The organism is Vibrio sp. E14, from assembly GCF_020515785.1.
Lineage (GTDB): Bacteria > Pseudomonadota > Gammaproteobacteria > Enterobacterales > Vibrionaceae > Vibrio > Vibrio diabolicus.
This window is the reverse complement of the sequence record NZ_JAHPJI010000002.1, coordinates 839,410-857,402: the sequence shown is the minus strand read 5'-3', so window position 1 is coordinate 857,402 and position 17,993 is coordinate 839,410. Positions and strand designations below refer to the sequence as shown.

The window sequence follows — 17,993 nt, the reverse complement described above, 5'->3', positions numbered from 1 at the left end:
GATGAGATGGTTGCGGTAAGAAGCGCGCATTTAAACCAAGATGAACAGTTTGAACTCGAAAACTGGGTGGCTAGCCTAGGACAAGAGAAAAACACAGCCTCACGCTTAATCGAAGTATATCGAGATTGCCAGACGGTATTAGCCGATAACGAGCAAGCGGAACTGTTGTTGTGGCGTGGACGAGAAATGATCGAAATTTTGATCACCTTGTCTATGGATCAAGCCACCTTAGTGGCTGCTCAACTGTTTCCTTTGGTTTCAAGTGGTGCTTTTAACAGAGAAATTCTGGAAGAGAAATACAGCAAAGAAATCATAAAATTAATCGACGGCGTTGAAGAAATGGCTGCTATTGGCCAACTCAACGTCAACATGGAAGGCAGTGCAGCGTCATCTCAGGTAGATAACGTACGCCGCATGCTGCTTGCCATGGTGGATGACTTCCGCTGCGTAGTTATCAAGCTCGCGGAACGAATTTGTAACCTTATTGAAGTTAAAAAAGCGCCTGATGAAGTTCGACGTGCGGCGGCAAAAGAGTGTGCCAACATCTATGCGCCGCTAGCAAACCGATTAGGCATCGGTCAGCTGAAATGGGAAATTGAAGATTACGCTTTCCGCTACCAACAGCCGGAAACTTACAAACAAATTGCCAAGCAGCTTTCTGAGCGACGCATCGTTCGTGAACAGTACATCAAAGACTTTGTTGAAGACCTCACGCACGAAATGGAAGTGTCAGGTATTAACGCCGAAGTGAGTGGTCGACCTAAGCACATCTACAGCATTTGGCGAAAAATGCAGAAGAAGAGTTTGGCATTCGATGAGCTGTTTGATGTTCGAGCAGTACGTATCATCGCAGACAAACTGCAAGACTGTTACGCGGCTTTGGGTGTAGTTCACACCAAATACAAGCACCTACCGAGCGAGTTTGATGACTACGTTGCTAACCCTAAACCAAACGGTTATCAATCGATCCACACCGTAATTCTAGGGCCAGAAGGCAAAACCATCGAGATCCAGATTCGTACCAAGCAAATGCATGAAGAGTCGGAGCTGGGTGTTGCCGCGCACTGGAAATATAAAGAAGGGGCAAGCAGCCGAAGCGGTTATGATGAGAAGATCACGTGGCTGCGTAAGCTACTGGATTGGCAAGAAGAAATGTCAGATTCTGGCGAAATGCTTGATGAGCTACGTAGCCAAGTCTTTGATGACCGCGTCTATGCGTTTACGCCTCGTGGCGATGTTGTCGATTTACCTATGGGGGCAACGCCGCTAGATTTTGCCTACCATATTCACTCCGAAGTGGGACACCGTTGTATTGGCGCCAAAGTCGGAGGCCGCATAGTACCGTTTACTCATAAACTACATATGGGTGATCAGGTTGAGATTATCACTCAGAAAGAGCCTAACCCATCGCGAGACTGGTTAAACCCATCATTAGGCTTCGTTCATTCTGGCCGCGCGCGTGCCAAAATTAACGCCTGGTTCCGAAAGCAAAGCCGTGAGAAGAACCTCGAAGCGGGTCGTGAAATTCTTGAACATGAGTTAGCAAAAATTGGCGCAACGTTAAAAGATGCTGAGCATTACGCTCTCAAACGGTTTAACGTCAAAACACCAGATGAACTTTACGTTGGTGTTGGTAGCGGTGATTTGCGTATCAACCAAATCATTAACCATATTAATGCGCTCGTTAACAAGCCAACGGCAGAAGAAGAAGACCAGCAAGCACTGGAAAAACTGCAAGAAGCAGAGCACAAATCACCAGCGCAAAGCCGACCGAAAAAAGACGCCGTCGTTGTAGAAGGCGTTGATAACCTAATGACGCACCTAGCGCGTTGCTGTCAGCCGATTCCAGGTGATGATATCTGTGGTTACATCACGCAAGGTCGCGGGATTTCAGTACACCGTAGTGACTGTGAACAGCTAGAAGAACTGCGCCATCACGCGCCAGAGCGTATCATCGATACTGTCTGGGGCAGCGGCTTCGTCGGGTCATACATCCTCACCGTCCGTGTTGAAGCGATGGAGCGAGGTGGTCTACTCAAAGACATTACGACACTGTTCGCCAACGAAAAGATCAAAGTGACCAGTATGAAGAACCGAGTCGATTACAGACGTCAACTTGCCATCATGGATTTTGATCTAGAAGTCACCAATATTGAGGTGCTTTCTCGTGTTTCGAAACGGGTAGAACAAATAAAGGATGTCATGACGGTGAAACGCCTCGGCTAACTTTCACGTCGTACTTGTCACTTTTACTGCGTTAACTGCGTTTTCTTGCTCCATCACATAGGCGAGCTATGCTCAGTAGTCGCGAAAACTTGTTGCCTTGTCAAAGTAACAATTACTTAGTGAAAGCTGCTGAGAAAATATAATGTAGAAGGTGAGTGGTTTTGGCTGCTCACCTTTTTCTTTAGTAGAAAGGTTTAAAGGAACAAAAAATGAGTCATCCAATTGAACAATTAGAACAAATCATGGCGAAGTTGCGTGACCCAGAAAGCGGTTGCCCTTGGGACTTAAAACAAACCTTTGACACCATCGTTCCGCACACCATCGAAGAAACCTACGAAGTGGTGGATGCGATTCAGAATCGTGATTGGCTAAATCTGAAAGAAGAGCTAGGGGATTTGTTGTTTCAGGTGATTTTTTACAGTCAGCTAGCGAAAGAGCAAGAGCTGTTCGACTTTTCGGATGTCGTCGAAACCGTGAATGAAAAACTGACTCGCCGTCATCCTCATGTTTTTTCAGATGTTGAGTTTGAATCGGACGAGGAAATCAACGCCAACTGGGAAGCGGAAAAAGCAAAAGAAAAAGCGCAGGTAGGCAAAGCGGAAGAAAGTATCCTAGACTCAATACCAAACTCTTTGCCGGCACTTTCTCGTGCTACAAAGATACAGAAAAAATGTGCGAAATATGGATTTGACTGGGACTCTCTTGGCCCGGTCGTCGATAAGGTGCGAGAAGAAATTGATGAAGTCATGGAAGAAGCACTACAAGTTCAGCCTGATGAAGAAAAAGTGGAGTTGGAACTCGGCGATTTGCTATTTGCGACCGTCAATTTGGCACGCCATCTTGATAAAAATCCAGAAGTCGCACTAGGTAAAGCAAACTTAAAGTTTGCGAGACGTTTTAAGCAAGTTGAAGGAAAGGTCCAGCTGTCAGGCAAAGCGCTTACAGATTGTTCTTTATCAGAGCTCGACGATTTCTGGGATGAAGTAAAGCGAGAAGAGTCTAGATAGGGGGAAATAAGCGGAATATACAATATGAGGCCAGTTTACCTCTTAACACGAAAACGGACTTTGGTTTGTCTTTGCTCACTTTGATTTGAAGCAAAAAATAAAAAATTACGGTGTGATAGATTTCACGTTGTGGCGGTAAGGAGCTTCTGGTATATTTATCTCCCGTCCAGAAGCACTCCATTTCCCTCATTCAACCAATTTCAGGTTAAACATGACGACAAATTACATTTTTGTTACTGGCGGGGTTGTATCCTCTCTAGGTAAAGGTATTGCAGCAGCATCTCTTGCGGCTATTCTAGAAGCTCGTGGTCTTAAAGTGACTATGATGAAGCTTGACCCTTACATCAACGTTGACCCGGGCACAATGAGCCCTACTCAGCACGGTGAAGTGTTCGTTACAGAAGATGGCGCAGAGACTGACCTTGACCTTGGTCACTACGAGCGTTTCATCCGTACCAAGATGACCAAGCGTAACAACTTTACTGCAGGTCGTGTTTATGCCGACGTACTTCGTAAAGAACGTCGTGGTGACTACCTAGGCGCAACTATTCAAGTTATCCCTCACATCACTAACGCGATCAAAGACCGTGTAATTGCTGGCTCTGAAGGCCATGATGTGGCTATCGTTGAAGTTGGCGGTACCGTTGGTGATATCGAATCACTACCATTTATGGAAGCGATTCGTCAGCTAGCCGTTGAACTAGGCCGTGAGCGCGCAATGTTCATGCACCTAACACTTGTTCCTTACCTAGCGGCAGCGGGCGAAGTGAAAACTAAGCCGACTCAACACTCTGTAAAAGAACTTCTATCTATCGGTATTCAGCCAGATATCCTAGTTTGCCGTAGCGACCGCGTTATTCCAGCGAATGAACGTAAGAAAATCGCACTATTCTGTAATGTTCCAGAAAAAGCAGTAATTTCAATGAAGGACGTAGATTCTATCTACAAGATTCCTCAATTGATCAAGTCTCAAGGTCTAGATGATCTTGTGTGTGCTCGCTTTGGCATCACAGCTCCTGAAGCTGATCTTTCTGAGTGGGAACAGGTTATTTACGAAGAAGCAAATCCTACTGGTGAAGTAACCATCGGTATGGTTGGTAAATACACTGAATTGCCAGATGCATACAAGTCTGTGAACGAAGCGCTTAAACACGCTGGCTTGAAAAACCGTCTAAGTGTCACAATTAAGTATGTAGACTCACAAGATATCGAAACAAAAGGCGTTGAGCTGCTAGAAGGCTTAGACGCGATCCTAGTTCCAGGTGGCTTCGGCGATCGTGGTATTGAAGGCAAGATCCGTGCGGCTCAATATGCACGTGAAAACAATGTGCCTTACCTAGGTATTTGTTTGGGTATGCAAGTTGCACTAATTGAATACGCGCGTAACGTTGCGGGTATGGAAGGTGCACATTCAACAGAATTTAACAAAGAGACTAAGTACCCTGTGGTAGGTTTGATCACAGAGTGGGTAGACGAGTCAGGTAACGTAGAAGAGCGTACTGAAAAGTCTGACCTAGGTGGTACGATGCGTCTTGGTTCACAGCTATGTCACCTAGAGAAAGGGACGAAAGCTCGTGAACTTTACGGTAGCGCGACGATCCATGAACGTCACCGTCACCGTTACGAAGTGAATAATGTGCTTCGTCCGCAAATCGAAAAAGCAGGTCTGAAAGTTTCTGGCCTATCAGCGGACAAGAAGCTAGTGGAAATGATTGAGAACCCAGCTCACCCATGGTTTGTAGCGGCTCAGTTCCACCCAGAATTCACATCGACTCCTCGCGATGGCCACCCATTGTTTGCAGGTTTCGTTAAAGCTGCGGGCCAAAACGCACGCGGCGAATTCGAGAAGTAAAAGGATACGGGCGGCGGCGAAGGTTGTGCTGCTGCCCTTTAAAATTGACATTTATATTTGAAACGAGAGGAAACATTAATGTCTAAGATCGTTAAAGTTCTAGGTCGTGAAATCATCGACTCACGTGGTAACCCAACTGTAGAAGCTGAAGTACACCTAGAAGGCGGTTTCGTAGGTATGGCGGCAGCTCCATCTGGCGCATCTACTGGTTCTCGCGAAGCTCTTGAGCTACGTGACGGTGACAAAGCACGTTTCCTAGGTAAAGGTGTTCTTAAAGCAGTTGAAGCTGTAAACGGCCCAATCGCTGAAGCTCTAGTTGGCAAAGACGCTAAAGACCAAGCTGCAATCGACGCAGTAATGATCGAACTAGACGGCACTGAAAACAAATCTAAATTCGGTGCTAACGCTATCCTAGCTGTTTCTCTAGCAAACGCTAAAGCTGCTGCTGCAGCTAAAGGCATGCCTCTATACGAGCACATCGCTGAACTAAACGGTACAGCTGGTCAGTTCTCTATGCCTCTACCAATGATGAACATCATCAACGGTGGTGAGCACGCAGACAACAACGTTGACATCCAAGAGTTCATGATCCAACCAGTTGGTGCTAAGACTCTTAAAGAAGGTCTACGTATCGGTGCAGAAGTCTTCCACAACCTAGCTAAAGTTCTTAAGTCTAAAGGCTACAGCACTGCAGTTGGTGACGAAGGTGGTTTCGCTCCTAACCTTAAATCTAACGCTGAAGCTCTAGAAGTTATCGCAGAAGCTGTTGCAGCTGCTGGTTACGAACTAGGTAAAGACGTTACTCTAGCTATGGACTGTGCAGCATCTGAGTTCTTCGACAAAGAAGCTGGCATCTACAACATGAAAGGCGAAGGTAAAACTTTCACTTCTGAAGAGTTCAACCACTACCTAGCTGAGCTAGCTAACCAATTCCCAATCGTTTCTATCGAAGACGGTCTAGACGAGTCTGACTGGGATGGCTTCAAGCACCAAACTGAACTACTAGGTGACAAACTTCAACTAGTAGGTGACGACCTATTCGTTACTAACACTAAGATCCTTGCTGAAGGTATCGAGAAAGGCGTAGCTAACTCTATCCTTATCAAGTTCAACCAAATCGGTTCTCTAACTGAGACTCTAGCTGCAATCAAGATGGCTAAAGACGCAGGTTACACAGCTGTAATCTCTCACCGTTCTGGCGAAACTGAAGATGCAACTATTGCTGATCTAGCGGTAGGTACTGCTGCAGGTCAAATCAAAACTGGTTCTATGAGCCGTTCTGACCGTGTTGCTAAGTACAACCAACTAATCCGTATCGAGGAAGCTCTAGGTGAGCGCGCTCCTTTCAACGGTCTTAAAGAAGTTAAAGGTCAAGCTTAATTCTTAGTTGAATAAGTTTAGCTAAATAGCTTTCTAGAAACGCTCCACTTCGGTGGGGCGTTTTTTATTTAAGAGCGATGAGCCGTTCTGGCCGTGTTGCTGCCATACCTAAAGAAAGCAACCCATTTATCTGCATCGAGGAAGCTCTAGGTGAGCACGCTCCTCCATGTTTCAAAGAAGCGGTCTTAAAGAAGCTCAAGCTTAGTTCTTCATTGGATTAACCGCTTAGGTTGAAGCTTTGAAAATACCCTGATTTTGCGGGGGTGTTTTTGTATCTATAGGCTTGTATTTCTTGGTCTTACTTTGGTGAGTGCTAAGAATAGCTTCATATGTCTTTGTTTCATTTTGCTGCTTATTTCTTGTAAGGAGCGTGTGAGTCTCCCTTTCTCCCCTAGAGGCAACCTCGCATTTATGCTATATATGTCACCTTATCTAATTCCTTCCGGTACAGAATGTTAGCAGCGATATGCGAATCTTTGTTATAGCCCTTACGCTACTGTTTGGCTTGCTTCAATACACTCTATGGTTTGGTAAAAACGGAGTGTCTGACTACTACACAGTAAAAGATGAAATTGAAGTTCAGCAACAAGTGAACAGCAAGCTACAAGCTCGCAATAATGAAATGTTTGCTGAGATTGATGACTTAAGGCAAGGTCTTGATGCGATTGAAGAACGTGCGCGTCATGAGCTTGGTTTAGTTAAAGATGGCGAGACTTTCTACCGCATTATAGGTGAGGAAAATCATTAAAATGTTGGATGTGAACTCATCGCATGTCGCAATTGTTCCTGCTGCCGGTGTCGGTAGTCGAATGAAGGCTGACCGCCCTAAGCAATATTTATTGATCGACGGAAAATCGGTGCTGGAACACACTGTAGAAAAGTTGCTGTCGCACCCACGAATTTCGAAAGTGGTTGTCGCCATTACCGGAGGTGACCCTTATTTCCCTGAGTTAACCATCGCGAACCATCCCGATGTAATTCAAGTCGCGGGTGGCAAAGAGCGCGCTGATTCCGTACTTTCAGGGCTAAACTATGTCAATGAACATCTGGAAAGCGAGTGGGTATTGGTCCACGACGCTGCAAGGCCATGTGTATTAACATCCGACATTGACCGTTTGATTGATGTTTGCTGCGCTCACCCAACGGGTGGCATCCTCGCATCTCCAGTGAGAGACACAATGAAGCGAGCAAATGCAGCACAAGATATCGGTCATACGATAGAGAGAGAAGCATTGTGGCATGCATTAACTCCACAAATGTTTAAAACTCAACAACTGACTCGAGCACTGGCTGACGCATTAGAACAAGGCGTAGCCATCACGGATGAAGCATCGGCTTTAGAGTGGTTGGGCGAAACGCCTGCTTTAGTCCAGGGTAATGCGAATAACATAAAAATTACTCAGCCAGAAGATCTCGCGTTAGCCGAGTTTTATCTGAGCCGTGAGCGCGGCTAAAAAAGAAAGGATAAAAAATGATTCGAATTGGTCACGGTTTTGACGTGCATAAATTTGGTGGTGAAGGCCCGGTCATTATCGGTGGTGTTGTTATCCCTTACGAGCAGGGCTTAGTAGCCCACTCAGATGGTGATGTTGCTCTTCATGCTTTGACTGATGCGCTACTCGGGGCGATTGCTGCGGGTGATATTGGTCGTCACTTCCCGGATACCGACAATAAATGGAAAGGGGCAAATAGCCGCGAATTGTTGAAGGACGTTTATCGTCGTGTCAAAGAGCAAGGCTACCGCCTTGGTAATGCCGATGTCACCATCATGGCACAAGCACCTAAGATGGCACCTCATATTGACGCGATGTGTGCGGCGATTGCGGAAGACCTAGAAACCGATATTAGTAACATTAACGTAAAAGCGACGACGACAGAGCGTCTCGGTTTTACTGGACGCAAAGAAGGCATTGCAACGGAAGCCGTGGTGCTTCTGTTCAAGCAATAATTAACCAACTTGCTCCTTAATGCTGTGTAAACAGCGGAAAAACATCATGTCAGATATTTTATCTTCATTGGCTTATCTAACGGGTAAGCCTGTTGCATCGGCAAAAATCAAAGCGCAACCAGAACATTTTCAGGTTCGTGAGGATTTAGGTTTTGCCTTTACGGGCGAAGGCGAGCACCTAATGGTGCGTATTCGAAAAACTGGAGAAAATACCAGTTTTGTTGCGAATGAGTTGGCGAAAGCTTGTGGCGTAAAGTCGAAAGACGTTAGCTGGGCAGGCCTTAAAGACCGCCATGCGGTGACGGAACAGTGGCTGAGTGTCCATTTACCGAAAGGGGAAACGCCGGACTTCTCGGCATTCCTAGCTCAATATCCGAGTATTGAGATCTTAGCGACTGATCGACACAACAAAAAACTGCGTCCTGGAGACTTAATAGGGAACGAGTTTGTTGTCACTTTGTCTGAAGTGACTGACGTTGAAGATGTAGAGCAACGCCTTGAAAAAGTGAAACAAGTTGGTGTGCCAAACTACTTTGGTAGTCAGCGTTTTGGCAATGATGGCAACAACCTTGAAGAAGCACGTCGATGGGGACGCGAAAACGTTCGTACCCGTAATCAAAATAAGCGCAGCATGTATTTATCAGCGGCGCGTTCGTGGATCTTCAACCGTATCGTTTCTGCTCGTCTAGAAAATGGTGTGTTTGATAAATTCATCGATGGTGATATTGCACAGACAAGTTCTGGCACTCAGTTGGTTGATGCAAGCAATATCGCAGATCTACAAGCACAATTTGCTGCAGGCGAAGTGGCAATTACCGCGGCTCTAGCAGGTGATAATGCGCTTCCAACTCAAGCGGATGCGCTTACTTTAGAACAACCGTTCTTAGATGAAGAGCCTGATCTCATGGCGCTGATTCGTGGTAATCGCATGCGCCACGACCGTCGCGATATTGCGCTGAAGCCAAAAGATTTAGCTTGGACGGTTAAAGGTAACAACATTACGCTGACTTTCTCACTGGATGCGGGATCTTTTGCAACCTCTATCGTTCGTGAGTTAGTTAATGAGGTTGAAGTAGAAAGAGAATACTAATGGAACAGGATTCACTAAACGCGAAGCCCCTAAGAGTCTTAATCAGCAACGACGATGGCGTACATGCGCAAGGGATTCATGCACTTGCTGATGAGTTGCGAGATATCGCTGAAGTGACCATTGTTGCACCCGATCGAAACCGTTCAGGTGCTTCGAACTCACTGACACTAGAGCAACCATTACGCGTAACTGAAATTGCCCCAAATATCTATTCAGTGCAAGGAACGCCTACAGATTGTGTACATTTCGCGCTGAATGAGTTGATGAAAGATGATTTGCCCGATCTTGTTTTATCAGGCATCAACCACGGTGCAAATTTGGGTGATGATGTTCTTTACTCAGGAACGGTAGCTGCAGCAATGGAAGGGCATTTCCTTGGTGTTCAGTCGGTTGCTTTTTCGCTGGTGGGTAAGCGTCATTTCGAATCTGCCGCAAAAATTGCACGTCAAATTGTGCAACAGCATTTAGCGTCTCCGATTCCAACGAATCGGTTATTGAACGTAAACGTGCCTGACTTACCAGCAGAAAACCTGGATGAAATCGAAGTCACGCGTTTAGGTGCGCGTCATCACGCAGAGAATATGATTAAGCAGAAAGATCCGAGAGGTCATGATATTTATTGGTTAGGGCCTCCAGGAAAAGAGCAAGATGCGGGTGAGGGCACCGACTTTTATGCGATTGAACATGGTCGAGTTTCAATGACGCCTCTGCAAGTTGATCTCACTGCTCATGAATCGCTGCGTGCAATGGATAGTTGGTTAAAGGAAGAGAAGTAATGAGTAACCCACATGCTGACAGGTTGATAGCGTTTCTTATCTCCAGTGGCATCAAAGACCAAAGAGTTCTGGATGCTATCCAACGCTTACCACGAGAAAGCTTTGTCTCTCAAGCGATGATGCACCAAGCCTACGATAACAATGCGTTACCGATTGGTCAGGGACAAACTATTTCTCAACCTTATATTGTTGCTCGTATGACCGAGTTACTCGAACTAGAGCCGACGAGTCACGTACTGGAAATCGGAACGGGTTCCGGTTATCAAACCGCAGTACTGGCGCAAATTGTTGACCATGTATACTCCGTTGAGCGAATTAAATCGTTGCAATGGGAAGCAAAACGCCGTCTGAAACAATTGGATATCTACAATGTTTCAACCAAGCATGCTGATGGGTGGCAAGGCTGGGAAGCTCGTGGTCCTTTCGATGCCATCATTGTTACTGCAGCTGCAGAAGTGATCCCCCAAGCACTTCTCGCACAATTAAAAGATGGCGGTAAGATGGTGATTCCTGTTGGAGATAAGGAGCAACAGTTACTAAAAATTGAACGTAAGGGAGATGAATATCTCTCTACTGTTGTGGAAATGGTTCGATTTGTACCTCTGGTTGCGGGTGATTTAGCTTAAGGGTTAGGGATAGGTGAGTAAGTTATTACGTCATATTGGTATTAGCTTTGTGTTTGCTGCAGGACTAGTTGGTTGTGCAGCGCATTCTCCTGCACCTGTCTCTAGCTTAAAGAAAGACTATTCAAGCCTTGAAAGAGGAAGTTACAGAGGGAGTTATTATGAGGTAAAAAAAGGCGATACACTTTACTTCATAGCTTATGTCACAGATAAAGATGTAAATGATCTTGTCCGTTACAATGAGTTAACTCAGCCTTACACCATCTACCCTGGACAGAGGCTAAAACTTTGGGCTCCGAAATATGTCGCCCCTAAATATGGCCAAAAAGTTGAACCCGTTGTGGTTCCTGTTGTTACGACGCCACCAGCCCCAGTGACGAAAACATCAACAGCCTCTAAACCGAAAAATTCAAGTAAAAACTCTAGTCAAAAACCTACAGAGACTAAGCCTAAAGTCGTACAAAAACAGCCTCCAAAGAAGGTTGAACAATCGAAAACAAAGGAGTATGTTGGTTCAAAAGATAACCAAAAAGTGAAGCAAAAAGCGCCAGTTACCACGGCGAAGAGTGATAAAGTTTCTAAGTGGTTGTGGCCAACAAAAGGGAGAGTAATCAAGAACTTTTCGGCGGGAGAACAGGGAAATAAAGGTATCGACATCGCAGGACAGCGTGGTCAACCTATCGTTTCAACCGCAGCCGGCACCGTTGTTTATTCAGGCAATGCGCTACGAGGTTATGGCAACTTAATTATAGTAAAGCATAACGACAATTATTTAAGCGCCTATGCACATAATGACAAACTGCTGGTATCAGAAGGACAAAGTGTAAAAAGCGGACAGAAAATCGCCACCATGGGTAGTTCAGGTGCAAAATCAGTCAAGCTACACTTTGAAATTCGCTATCAAGGTAAATCGGTGAATCCAAAACGCTATTTGCCTTAAAACTTTGAAAAACAACTTGCGACATCATTTAGCGACATATTGAGTTGTCATGTCTTGCTAACTCGCCAGGGGGAGGCGTTATGAGTATCAGCAACACAGTAACCAAAGTTGAAGAGTTTGCATTTGACAATGCGTCAGTGAAGACCATTGATAACGAACTCGAAAAATCATCATCCACAGAAAGCAAAACGGCTGCGCGTGAAGAATTTAACGCGAGCAGTAAAAGCTTAGACGCAACTCAGTTGTATCTAGGTGAAATTGGCTTCTCACCTCTACTTACTGCCGAAGAAGAAGTGCTTTATGCTCGACGAGCTCTGCGTGGCGACGAAGCGGCACGTAAACGTATGATCGAAAGTAACCTACGTTTGGTGGTCAAGATCTCTCGTCGATATAGTAATCGCGGCCTAGCACTACTCGATCTGATTGAAGAAGGTAACCTTGGTTTGATCCGTGCGGTCGAGAAGTTCGATCCAGAGCGTGGTTTCCGCTTCTCTACTTATGCGACCTGGTGGATCCGACAAACGATCGAACGTGCGTTGATGAACCAAACTCGTACGATCCGTCTACCTATTCATGTCGTGAAAGAGCTGAACATTTATCTGCGTACTGCGCGTGAACTTTCTCAGAAGCTCGATCACGAACCTACCGCAGAAGAAATTGCTGCTCAGTTAGATATTCCAGTCGAAGATGTAAGCAAAATGCTACGTCTCAATGAGCGTATCAGTTCTGTCGACACGCCAATCGGTGGTGACGGTGAAAAAGCGCTGTTGGATATTATTCCCGACGCAAACAACTCCGATCCAGAAGTCTCGACTCAAGATGACGATATCAAATCATCGCTGATTCATTGGTTAGAAGAGTTGAATCCAAAACAGAAAGAAGTACTTGCACGACGTTTTGGTCTTCTAGGCTATGAGCCTTCGACGCTTGAAGAAGTTGGTCGAGAGATTGGTTTGACACGTGAGCGTGTACGTCAAATCCAAGTAGAAGGTTTACGTCGTCTTCGTGAGGTTTTAATCAAGCAAGGTTTGAATATGGAAAACTTATTTAACGTCGAAGATGATTAAATAATCCGTACTTCAGTAGATATGCAAAAGGCTATGGTTATCCATAGCCTTTTTTCTTTTGTGCTCGCTTAAGTGAATCGATTTAAAGCATCTTCTTCAAACGATACAACTCTTCAAGTGCTTGGCGTGGAGTCAAATCATCAGGATCAATACCAGATAAGGCTTGTTCGATCTCGCTAGGTTCTGGAATTAGACTCAATTGGTTAGCCACATCTACTGCACTTGGACGTGGTGCGTCACTGTTTTGCCCTAGTTGCTCTAGCTGAGATAGTTTGTTACGCGCATTTTTGATGACCGTTTTTGGTACGCCGGCTAAGCCCGCAACAGCTAGGCCGTAAGACTTACTTGCCGCACCTTCTTGAACTGCGTGCATAAAGGCAATGCTGTCACCATGTTCTACGGCATCCAAGTGAACGTTCGCTAAGTTTGGCAGTTGGTTTGGCAACTCTGTCAACTCGAAGTAGTGAGTTGCAAATAGTGTCATCGCACCAATTTGTGTTGCGAGCCATTCCGCACTTGCCCAAGCTAAAGAGAGGCCATCGTAAGTACTGGTACCACGACCGATTTCATCCATTAGCACTAAACTGTTTTTAGTCGCATTATGCAGAATATTAGCGGTTTCCGTCATTTCTACCATGAAGGTTGAACGACCAGATGCAAGATCATCTGACGCGCCAATACGAGTAAATATACGATCTAAAGAACCAATTTGTGCAGATTCTGCAGGTACATAAGAGCCGATATGTGCCATCAATGCAATCAGCGCAGTTTGACGCATGTAGGTGGATTTACCACCCATGTTTGGACCGGTGATGATCAACATCTTACGAGCTGGGTTAAGCTCTATTGGGTTAGCAATGAACGGTTCTGTTGTTACTTGCTCTACGACTGGGTGACGACCCGCTTGAATGTGAATGCCAGCGTCTTTCACAAGCGTTGGTCGGCAGTAATCCAACGAATCTGCACGCTCTGCTAGGTTTTGTAGTACATCCAGTTGAGACAGAGCAGAAGCTAAATTCTGCAGCTTCTCCAGATTTGGCATCAATAGATCAAACAGTTCTTCCCACAGCTGTTTCTCAAGTGCTAACGCTTTAGATTTCGAATTAAGTACTTTGTCTTCGTGCTCTTTGAGCTCTGGGATGATATAGCGTTCGGCATTTTTGAGTGTTTGGCGACGTACATAGTGCGGTGGAACCAAGTGGCTCTGGCCACGGCTCACTTGAATAAAGAAGCCATGTACGTTGTTGTAGCCGACTTTAAGCGTATCGATGCCGTGTCGTTCACGCTCATCTCGCTCAAGCTGCTCAAGGTATTCTGTTGCACCGTCTGCTAATTTGCGCCATTCATCGAGCTCGGCATTATAGCCTTCAGCGATCACACCACCATCACGAATAACAACTGGCGGATTTTCTTTAATTGCACGCTCTAACAGATCACATACTTCGTCAATCGGAGCTGCGTATTGCGCCAGTTTTGCTAGATATGGATGGGTCAAAGAAGCGGTTACAGATTCTAGCTCTGGTAGCTGCTGCATGGCATTGCGAAGTCTAGCCATATCGCGAGGGCGAGCAGAGCGTAGTGCAAGGCGTGCTAAGATACGTTCAATATCACCAATTTGTTTTAACGTTGGTTGAAGATCGGCAAACAGCGCTTGTTCTTTAATCTCACCAATCGCATCAAGACGATTGTTTAACGTTTCAATGCAACGCATAGGCTGATGTAGCCAACGCTTCAGCATTCGGCTGCCCATCGGCGTCGCACAATGGTCGAGTACCGCAGCGAGTGTGTTATCGGTTCCACCTGCTAGATTTTGAGTAATTTCCAGGTTGCGTCGGGTAGCGGCATCAAGGATGACGGATTGGTCCTGATGATCAAACGTTAAAGAGCGAATATGAGGCAAAGCAGTGCGTTGCGTATCTTTCACATACTGGATCAAACAACCAGCAGCACATAACCCTGAGGACGCATGTTCTACGCCAAAACCAACCAGATCTTTAGTGCCAAACTGTTGATTGAGTTGTTGCTTAGCCGTATCAAGCTCAAATTCCCATACTGGGCGACGACGGTTACCGTTGCGGCTCGCCATTAAATGTACAGGTTCAAAATCTTCTGGGAATAGTAGCTCACGTGGTGCGGTACGCTGAAGCTCGGCTGTCATCGCTTCTTCGGTTTCTGGTTCTGTCAGTTGGAAGCGACCAGAAGTGACATCCAGCGTCGCATAACCGAACTTACCGTTGTGATGGTAAATGGCTGCGATTAAGTTATCGACACGCTCAGAAAGCAGTGCTTCATCCGTCACAGTACCTGGTGTCACGATACGCACAACTTTACGTTCTACCGGACCCTTGCTGGTGGCTGGATCGCCAATTTGTTCGCAGATTGCGACTGATTCACCAAGCTGAACAAGTTTTGCTAGATAGCCTTCTACTGCGTGAAATGGCACTCCCGCCATAGGAATAGGCTCTCCAGCTGACGAACCGCGCTTAGTTAGCGAAATATCAAGCAGTTGGGACGCTCGCTTTGCATCATCGTAAAAGAGTTCGTAGAAATCGCCCATGCGGTAGAACAGCAAAATCTCAGGGTTCTCAGCTTTTAGCTTGAGGTATTGCTGCATCATCGGAGTGTGTTTTTGTTCAGCTTTCACAGGTAAATTCTTTTGTTTATTTCCGTAGCGGCTTAGGATACGTGAATCCCTATCAAGTAAAAAGAGACAAAGGGCATTTTGGCTATGGAAAAAACAACAAAATTGAGCGCAGATTTAGGCGCATTATTGGCAAAGTATGGTCATGTTTTAACGACGGCAGAATCGTGCACGGGTGGCGGTGTTGCGACCGCTATTACTGATATTGCAGGCAGCTCAGGTTGGTTAGATAGAGCTTTTGTCACTTACAGCAACGAAGCCAAAATGGAAATGCTGGGTGTGAGAGTGGAAACCTTAGAGGAACATGGTGCCGTGAGTGAGCCTGTTGTGATTGAAATGGTGCAAGGTGCGCTTCAACACTCGAATGCCACTATTGGGGTTTCCATCAGTGGTGTTGCTGGACCGGGGGGAGGCAGTGATGAAAAGCCGGTTGGAACCGTCTGCTTTGCTTTTGCGGATAAGCACGACTGGCTCTTTGTTGAGACCATGCATTTTTCTGGTGACAGGGCGGAAGTTCGTCAACAAGCGGTGATGCATGCATTGACTCGATTGCATCAACATTTAATTTAGAATTTCTTACACCGTCTTAGCCCAGAATTGATAAGGGCTAGAGCAAATCCTTAGAAGCAGTGAACTAAATTTTTTCTATACAGGTATAGACACTGTATGAATCAACAGTATAATAACTTTCATTGCTGAGCAGGTTAGCTGCTTAAGAAAAATGAATTACTATTCGTCGCCCAAAGAAGATGAATAAATCGGAGAAAGTAATGGACGAGAACAAACAGAAAGCGCTCGCCGCTGCGCTAGGTCAAATTGAAAAGCAATTCGGTAAAGGCTCTATCATGCGCCTTGGTGATAACCGAGCAATGGACGTAGAAACCATCTCAACAGGCTCTCTTTCTCTTGATATCGCTTTGGGTGCAGGTGGTCTGCCAATGGGTCGTATCGTAGAAGTCTACGGTCCAGAATCTTCAGGTAAAACAACACTAACGCTTGAGCTTATCGCTGCTGCGCAACGTGAAGGTAAAACTTGTGCGTTTATCGATGCAGAGCACGCTTTGGATCCTGTCTACGCGAAGAAACTTGGTGTAGATATCGATGCGCTCTTGGTTTCTCAGCCAGACACTGGTGAGCAAGCACTAGAGATTTGTGATGCACTAGCTCGCTCTGGCGCTATCGACGTTATGGTTGTTGACTCAGTTGCGGCGCTAACACCAAAAGCAGAAATTGAAGGCGAAATGGGCGACAGCCACATGGGTCTACAAGCACGTATGCTTTCTCAAGCGATGCGTAAGCTAACAGGTAACCTAAAACAGTCTAACTGTATGTGTATCTTCATCAACCAAATCCGTATGAAGATTGGTGTGATGTTCGGTAACCCAGAAACGACCACGGGTGGTAACGCACTTAAATTCTACGCTTCTGTTCGTCTTGATATTCGTCGTACTGGCGCAATCAAAGAAGGTGACGAAGTCGTTGGTAACGAAACTCGCATCAAAGTAGTTAAGAACAAGATTGCTGCACCGTTTAAAGAAGCCAATACGCAAATCATGTACGGCCAAGGCTTTAACCGCGAAGGTGAGCTGGTAGATCTAGGCGTGAAGCACAAGCTGGTTGAAAAGGCTGGTGCTTGGTACAGCTACCAAGGCGATAAGATTGGTCAAGGTAAAGCGAACGCGTGCAACTACCTACGTGAGCATCCTGAAGTGGCTAAAACCATCGATACTAAATTGCGTGAAATGTTGTTAGCGCCAGCCCTTGCGGAAGCTCCTGAAGCAGGCGAGGCGCCTGAGCAAGCTGAAGAGTTTTAATCCCTTCACAGATTAAAAAGTGATAAAGCCCTGCAATGCGGGGCTTTGTTGTATCTATTGACATCAAAAATCGAATCATCACAAAGGCCATTGAGAGTCTGTACAGCAAAAATACCTTTAGGATCACCATGTACCAAAAGCGCCAGACACCAACATTATCGAGCAAAGAGGCGGCTATCCAACTGCTTAGCCGTCGCGATCATGGTCAGTATGAGCTGTACCAAAAACTGTCGATGAAAGGCTATGAAGCATCAGACATCGAAATCGCGATTAATTTTTGCTTAGACCATAACTATTTAGATGATTTACGTTATGCGAAGAGCCAAATTCGGCAGCATGTATACAAAGGACATGGAGAGCGTCGAATTCGCCAAGAATTAAACCAGAAACGTGTTGCGGAATTGGTGATTGAGCAAGCTATGGCTGAAGAACCGCAAGACTGGTTTGAACTTGCTAAGCAGGCGGCAGAAAAGAAATTCAAAGGTGTCAAAGCCAAGGACCAAAAAGAATACGCGAAACAAGTCCGTTTTCTACAATACCGAGGCTACAGTTTCGACCAAATTAGCTATGCGCTTGCCTTTGAAGACCAAGATTAGCGTTGATCCAATTGCGCTGATTTTTGTTTTGCT

General features: G+C 45.7%; 16 protein-coding genes. 15 read left to right on the top strand and 1 reads right to left on the bottom strand.

The genetic code is table 11. From position 1 onward, the window contains the following. The first annotated feature begins 6 nt into the window (after nucleotides 1–6). The 12 genes from relA to rpoS all read left to right on the top strand — a co-directional run bounded on the left by relA (nucleotide 7) and on the right by rpoS (nucleotide 12,909). On the top strand, nucleotides 7–2,226 hold the full coding sequence (gene relA, locus LIX84_RS09165) for a GTP diphosphokinase (RefSeq protein ID WP_005393896.1): 2,220 nt from the start codon (nucleotides 7–9) through the stop codon (nucleotides 2,224–2,226). Between the two features lie 209 nt (nucleotides 2,227–2,435). Further along, complete coding sequence (mazG, locus tag LIX84_RS09160) at nucleotides 2,436–3,233, top strand: nucleoside triphosphate pyrophosphohydrolase (RefSeq protein ID WP_226421127.1); 798 nt, start codon at nucleotides 2,436–2,438, stop codon at nucleotides 3,231–3,233. A gap of 211 nt (nucleotides 3,234–3,444) precedes the next feature. After that, entirely contained in the window at nucleotides 3,445–5,085 is a 1,641-nt protein-coding gene (locus LIX84_RS09155) for a CTP synthase (RefSeq protein WP_005393892.1), read from the top strand. Nucleotides 5,086–5,163: 78 nt separating this feature from the next. Beyond that, nucleotides 5,164–6,465 (top strand): phosphopyruvate hydratase, encoded by a 1,302-nt coding sequence (gene eno, locus LIX84_RS09150; protein ID WP_005383785.1) that lies wholly within the window; start codon nucleotides 5,164–5,166, stop codon nucleotides 6,463–6,465. A gap of 466 nt (nucleotides 6,466–6,931) precedes the next feature. Continuing rightward, the gene (gene ftsB, locus LIX84_RS09145; protein WP_005380907.1) at nucleotides 6,932–7,213 is read left to right on the top strand and encodes a cell division protein FtsB; all 282 of its coding nucleotides are present in this window, start codon (nucleotides 6,932–6,934) and stop codon (nucleotides 7,211–7,213) included. A 1-nt stretch (nucleotide 7,214) separates the two neighbouring features. Further along, the gene (ispD, locus tag LIX84_RS09140; RefSeq protein WP_226421126.1) at nucleotides 7,215–7,919 is read left to right on the top strand and encodes a 2-C-methyl-D-erythritol 4-phosphate cytidylyltransferase; all 705 of its coding nucleotides are present in this window, start codon (nucleotides 7,215–7,217) and stop codon (nucleotides 7,917–7,919) included. 17 nt (nucleotides 7,920–7,936) lie between these two features. After that, complete coding sequence (gene ispF / locus LIX84_RS09135) at nucleotides 7,937–8,413, top strand: 2-C-methyl-D-erythritol 2,4-cyclodiphosphate synthase (protein WP_226421125.1); 477 nt, start codon at nucleotides 7,937–7,939, stop codon at nucleotides 8,411–8,413. A gap of 46 nt (nucleotides 8,414–8,459) precedes the next feature. Then, a complete protein-coding gene (truD, locus tag LIX84_RS09130; protein ID WP_226421124.1) occupies nucleotides 8,460–9,503 on the top strand; it encodes a tRNA pseudouridine(13) synthase TruD in 1,044 nt (347 codons plus the stop codon). After that, entirely contained in the window at nucleotides 9,503–10,279 is a 777-nt protein-coding gene (surE, locus tag LIX84_RS09125) for a 5'/3'-nucleotidase SurE (protein ID WP_046875092.1), read from the top strand. Before truD ends, surE begins: the two co-directional genes overlap by 1 nt. Continuing rightward, a complete protein-coding gene (locus tag LIX84_RS09120; RefSeq protein ID WP_046875091.1) occupies nucleotides 10,279–10,905 on the top strand; it encodes a protein-L-isoaspartate(D-aspartate) O-methyltransferase in 627 nt (208 codons plus the stop codon). Before surE ends, LIX84_RS09120 begins: the two co-directional genes overlap by 1 nt. 13 nt (nucleotides 10,906–10,918) lie before the next feature. After that, nucleotides 10,919–11,842, top strand: a complete 924-nt coding sequence (locus tag LIX84_RS09115) for a peptidoglycan DD-metalloendopeptidase family protein (protein ID WP_114323632.1) — start codon at nucleotides 10,919–10,921, stop codon at nucleotides 11,840–11,842. Nucleotides 11,843–11,922: 80 nt separating this feature from the next. Beyond that, entirely contained in the window at nucleotides 11,923–12,909 is a 987-nt protein-coding gene (gene rpoS / locus LIX84_RS09110) for an RNA polymerase sigma factor RpoS (RefSeq protein ID WP_226421123.1), read from the top strand. A gap of 82 nt (nucleotides 12,910–12,991) precedes the next feature. Here the strand turns inward: rpoS and mutS are convergent, their stop codons facing one another. Next, the gene (gene mutS, locus LIX84_RS09105) at nucleotides 12,992–15,553 is read right to left on the bottom strand and encodes a DNA mismatch repair protein MutS (protein WP_226421122.1); all 2,562 of its coding nucleotides are present in this window, start codon (nucleotides 15,551–15,553) and stop codon (nucleotides 12,992–12,994) included. An 84-nt stretch (nucleotides 15,554–15,637) separates the two neighbouring features. Here mutS and pncC point away from each other — a divergent pair, with 84 nt between their 5' ends. From pncC to recX, 3 genes are all read left to right on the top strand, one after another. Beyond that, nucleotides 15,638–16,120: a nicotinamide-nucleotide amidase gene (gene pncC, locus LIX84_RS09100; RefSeq protein WP_104970950.1), complete on the top strand. Its 483-nt coding sequence runs from the start codon at nucleotides 15,638–15,640 to the stop codon at nucleotides 16,118–16,120. Nucleotides 16,121–16,320: 200 nt separating this feature from the next. Continuing rightward, entirely contained in the window at nucleotides 16,321–17,364 is a 1,044-nt protein-coding gene (gene recA / locus LIX84_RS09095) for a recombinase RecA (protein ID WP_005393872.1), read from the top strand. Nucleotides 17,365–17,492: 128 nt separating this feature from the next. Beyond that, on the top strand, nucleotides 17,493–17,960 hold the full coding sequence (gene recX / locus LIX84_RS09090; RefSeq protein WP_226421121.1) for a recombination regulator RecX: 468 nt from the start codon (nucleotides 17,493–17,495) through the stop codon (nucleotides 17,958–17,960). The last annotated feature ends 33 nt before the right edge of the window (nucleotides 17,961–17,993 follow it).

Excerpts from the sequence above, each read along its gene's own strand:
- relA (WP_005393896.1), top strand. The coding sequence starts at position 7 with ATGGTTGCGGTAAGAAGCGCGCATTTAAACCAAGATGAACAGTTTGAA.
- mazG (WP_226421127.1), top strand. The coding sequence starts at position 2,436 with ATGAGTCATCCAATTGAACAATTAGAACAAATCATGGCGAAGTTGCGT.
- LIX84_RS09155 (WP_005393892.1), top strand. The coding sequence starts at position 3,445 with ATGACGACAAATTACATTTTTGTTACTGGCGGGGTTGTATCCTCTCTA.
- eno (WP_005383785.1), top strand. The coding sequence starts at position 5,164 with ATGTCTAAGATCGTTAAAGTTCTAGGTCGTGAAATCATCGACTCACGT.
- ftsB (WP_005380907.1), top strand. The coding sequence starts at position 6,932 with ATGCGAATCTTTGTTATAGCCCTTACGCTACTGTTTGGCTTGCTTCAA.
- ispD (WP_226421126.1), top strand. The coding sequence starts at position 7,215 with ATGTTGGATGTGAACTCATCGCATGTCGCAATTGTTCCTGCTGCCGGT.
- ispF (WP_226421125.1), top strand. The coding sequence starts at position 7,937 with ATGATTCGAATTGGTCACGGTTTTGACGTGCATAAATTTGGTGGTGAA.
- truD (WP_226421124.1), top strand. The coding sequence starts at position 8,460 with ATGTCAGATATTTTATCTTCATTGGCTTATCTAACGGGTAAGCCTGTT.
- surE (WP_046875092.1), top strand. The coding sequence starts at position 9,503 with ATGGAACAGGATTCACTAAACGCGAAGCCCCTAAGAGTCTTAATCAGC.
- LIX84_RS09120 (WP_046875091.1), top strand. The coding sequence starts at position 10,279 with ATGAGTAACCCACATGCTGACAGGTTGATAGCGTTTCTTATCTCCAGT.
- rpoS (WP_226421123.1), top strand. The coding sequence starts at position 11,923 with ATGAGTATCAGCAACACAGTAACCAAAGTTGAAGAGTTTGCATTTGAC.
- pncC (WP_104970950.1), top strand. The coding sequence starts at position 15,638 with ATGGAAAAAACAACAAAATTGAGCGCAGATTTAGGCGCATTATTGGCA.
- recA (WP_005393872.1), top strand. The coding sequence starts at position 16,321 with ATGGACGAGAACAAACAGAAAGCGCTCGCCGCTGCGCTAGGTCAAATT.
- recX (WP_226421121.1), top strand. The coding sequence starts at position 17,493 with ATGTACCAAAAGCGCCAGACACCAACATTATCGAGCAAAGAGGCGGCT.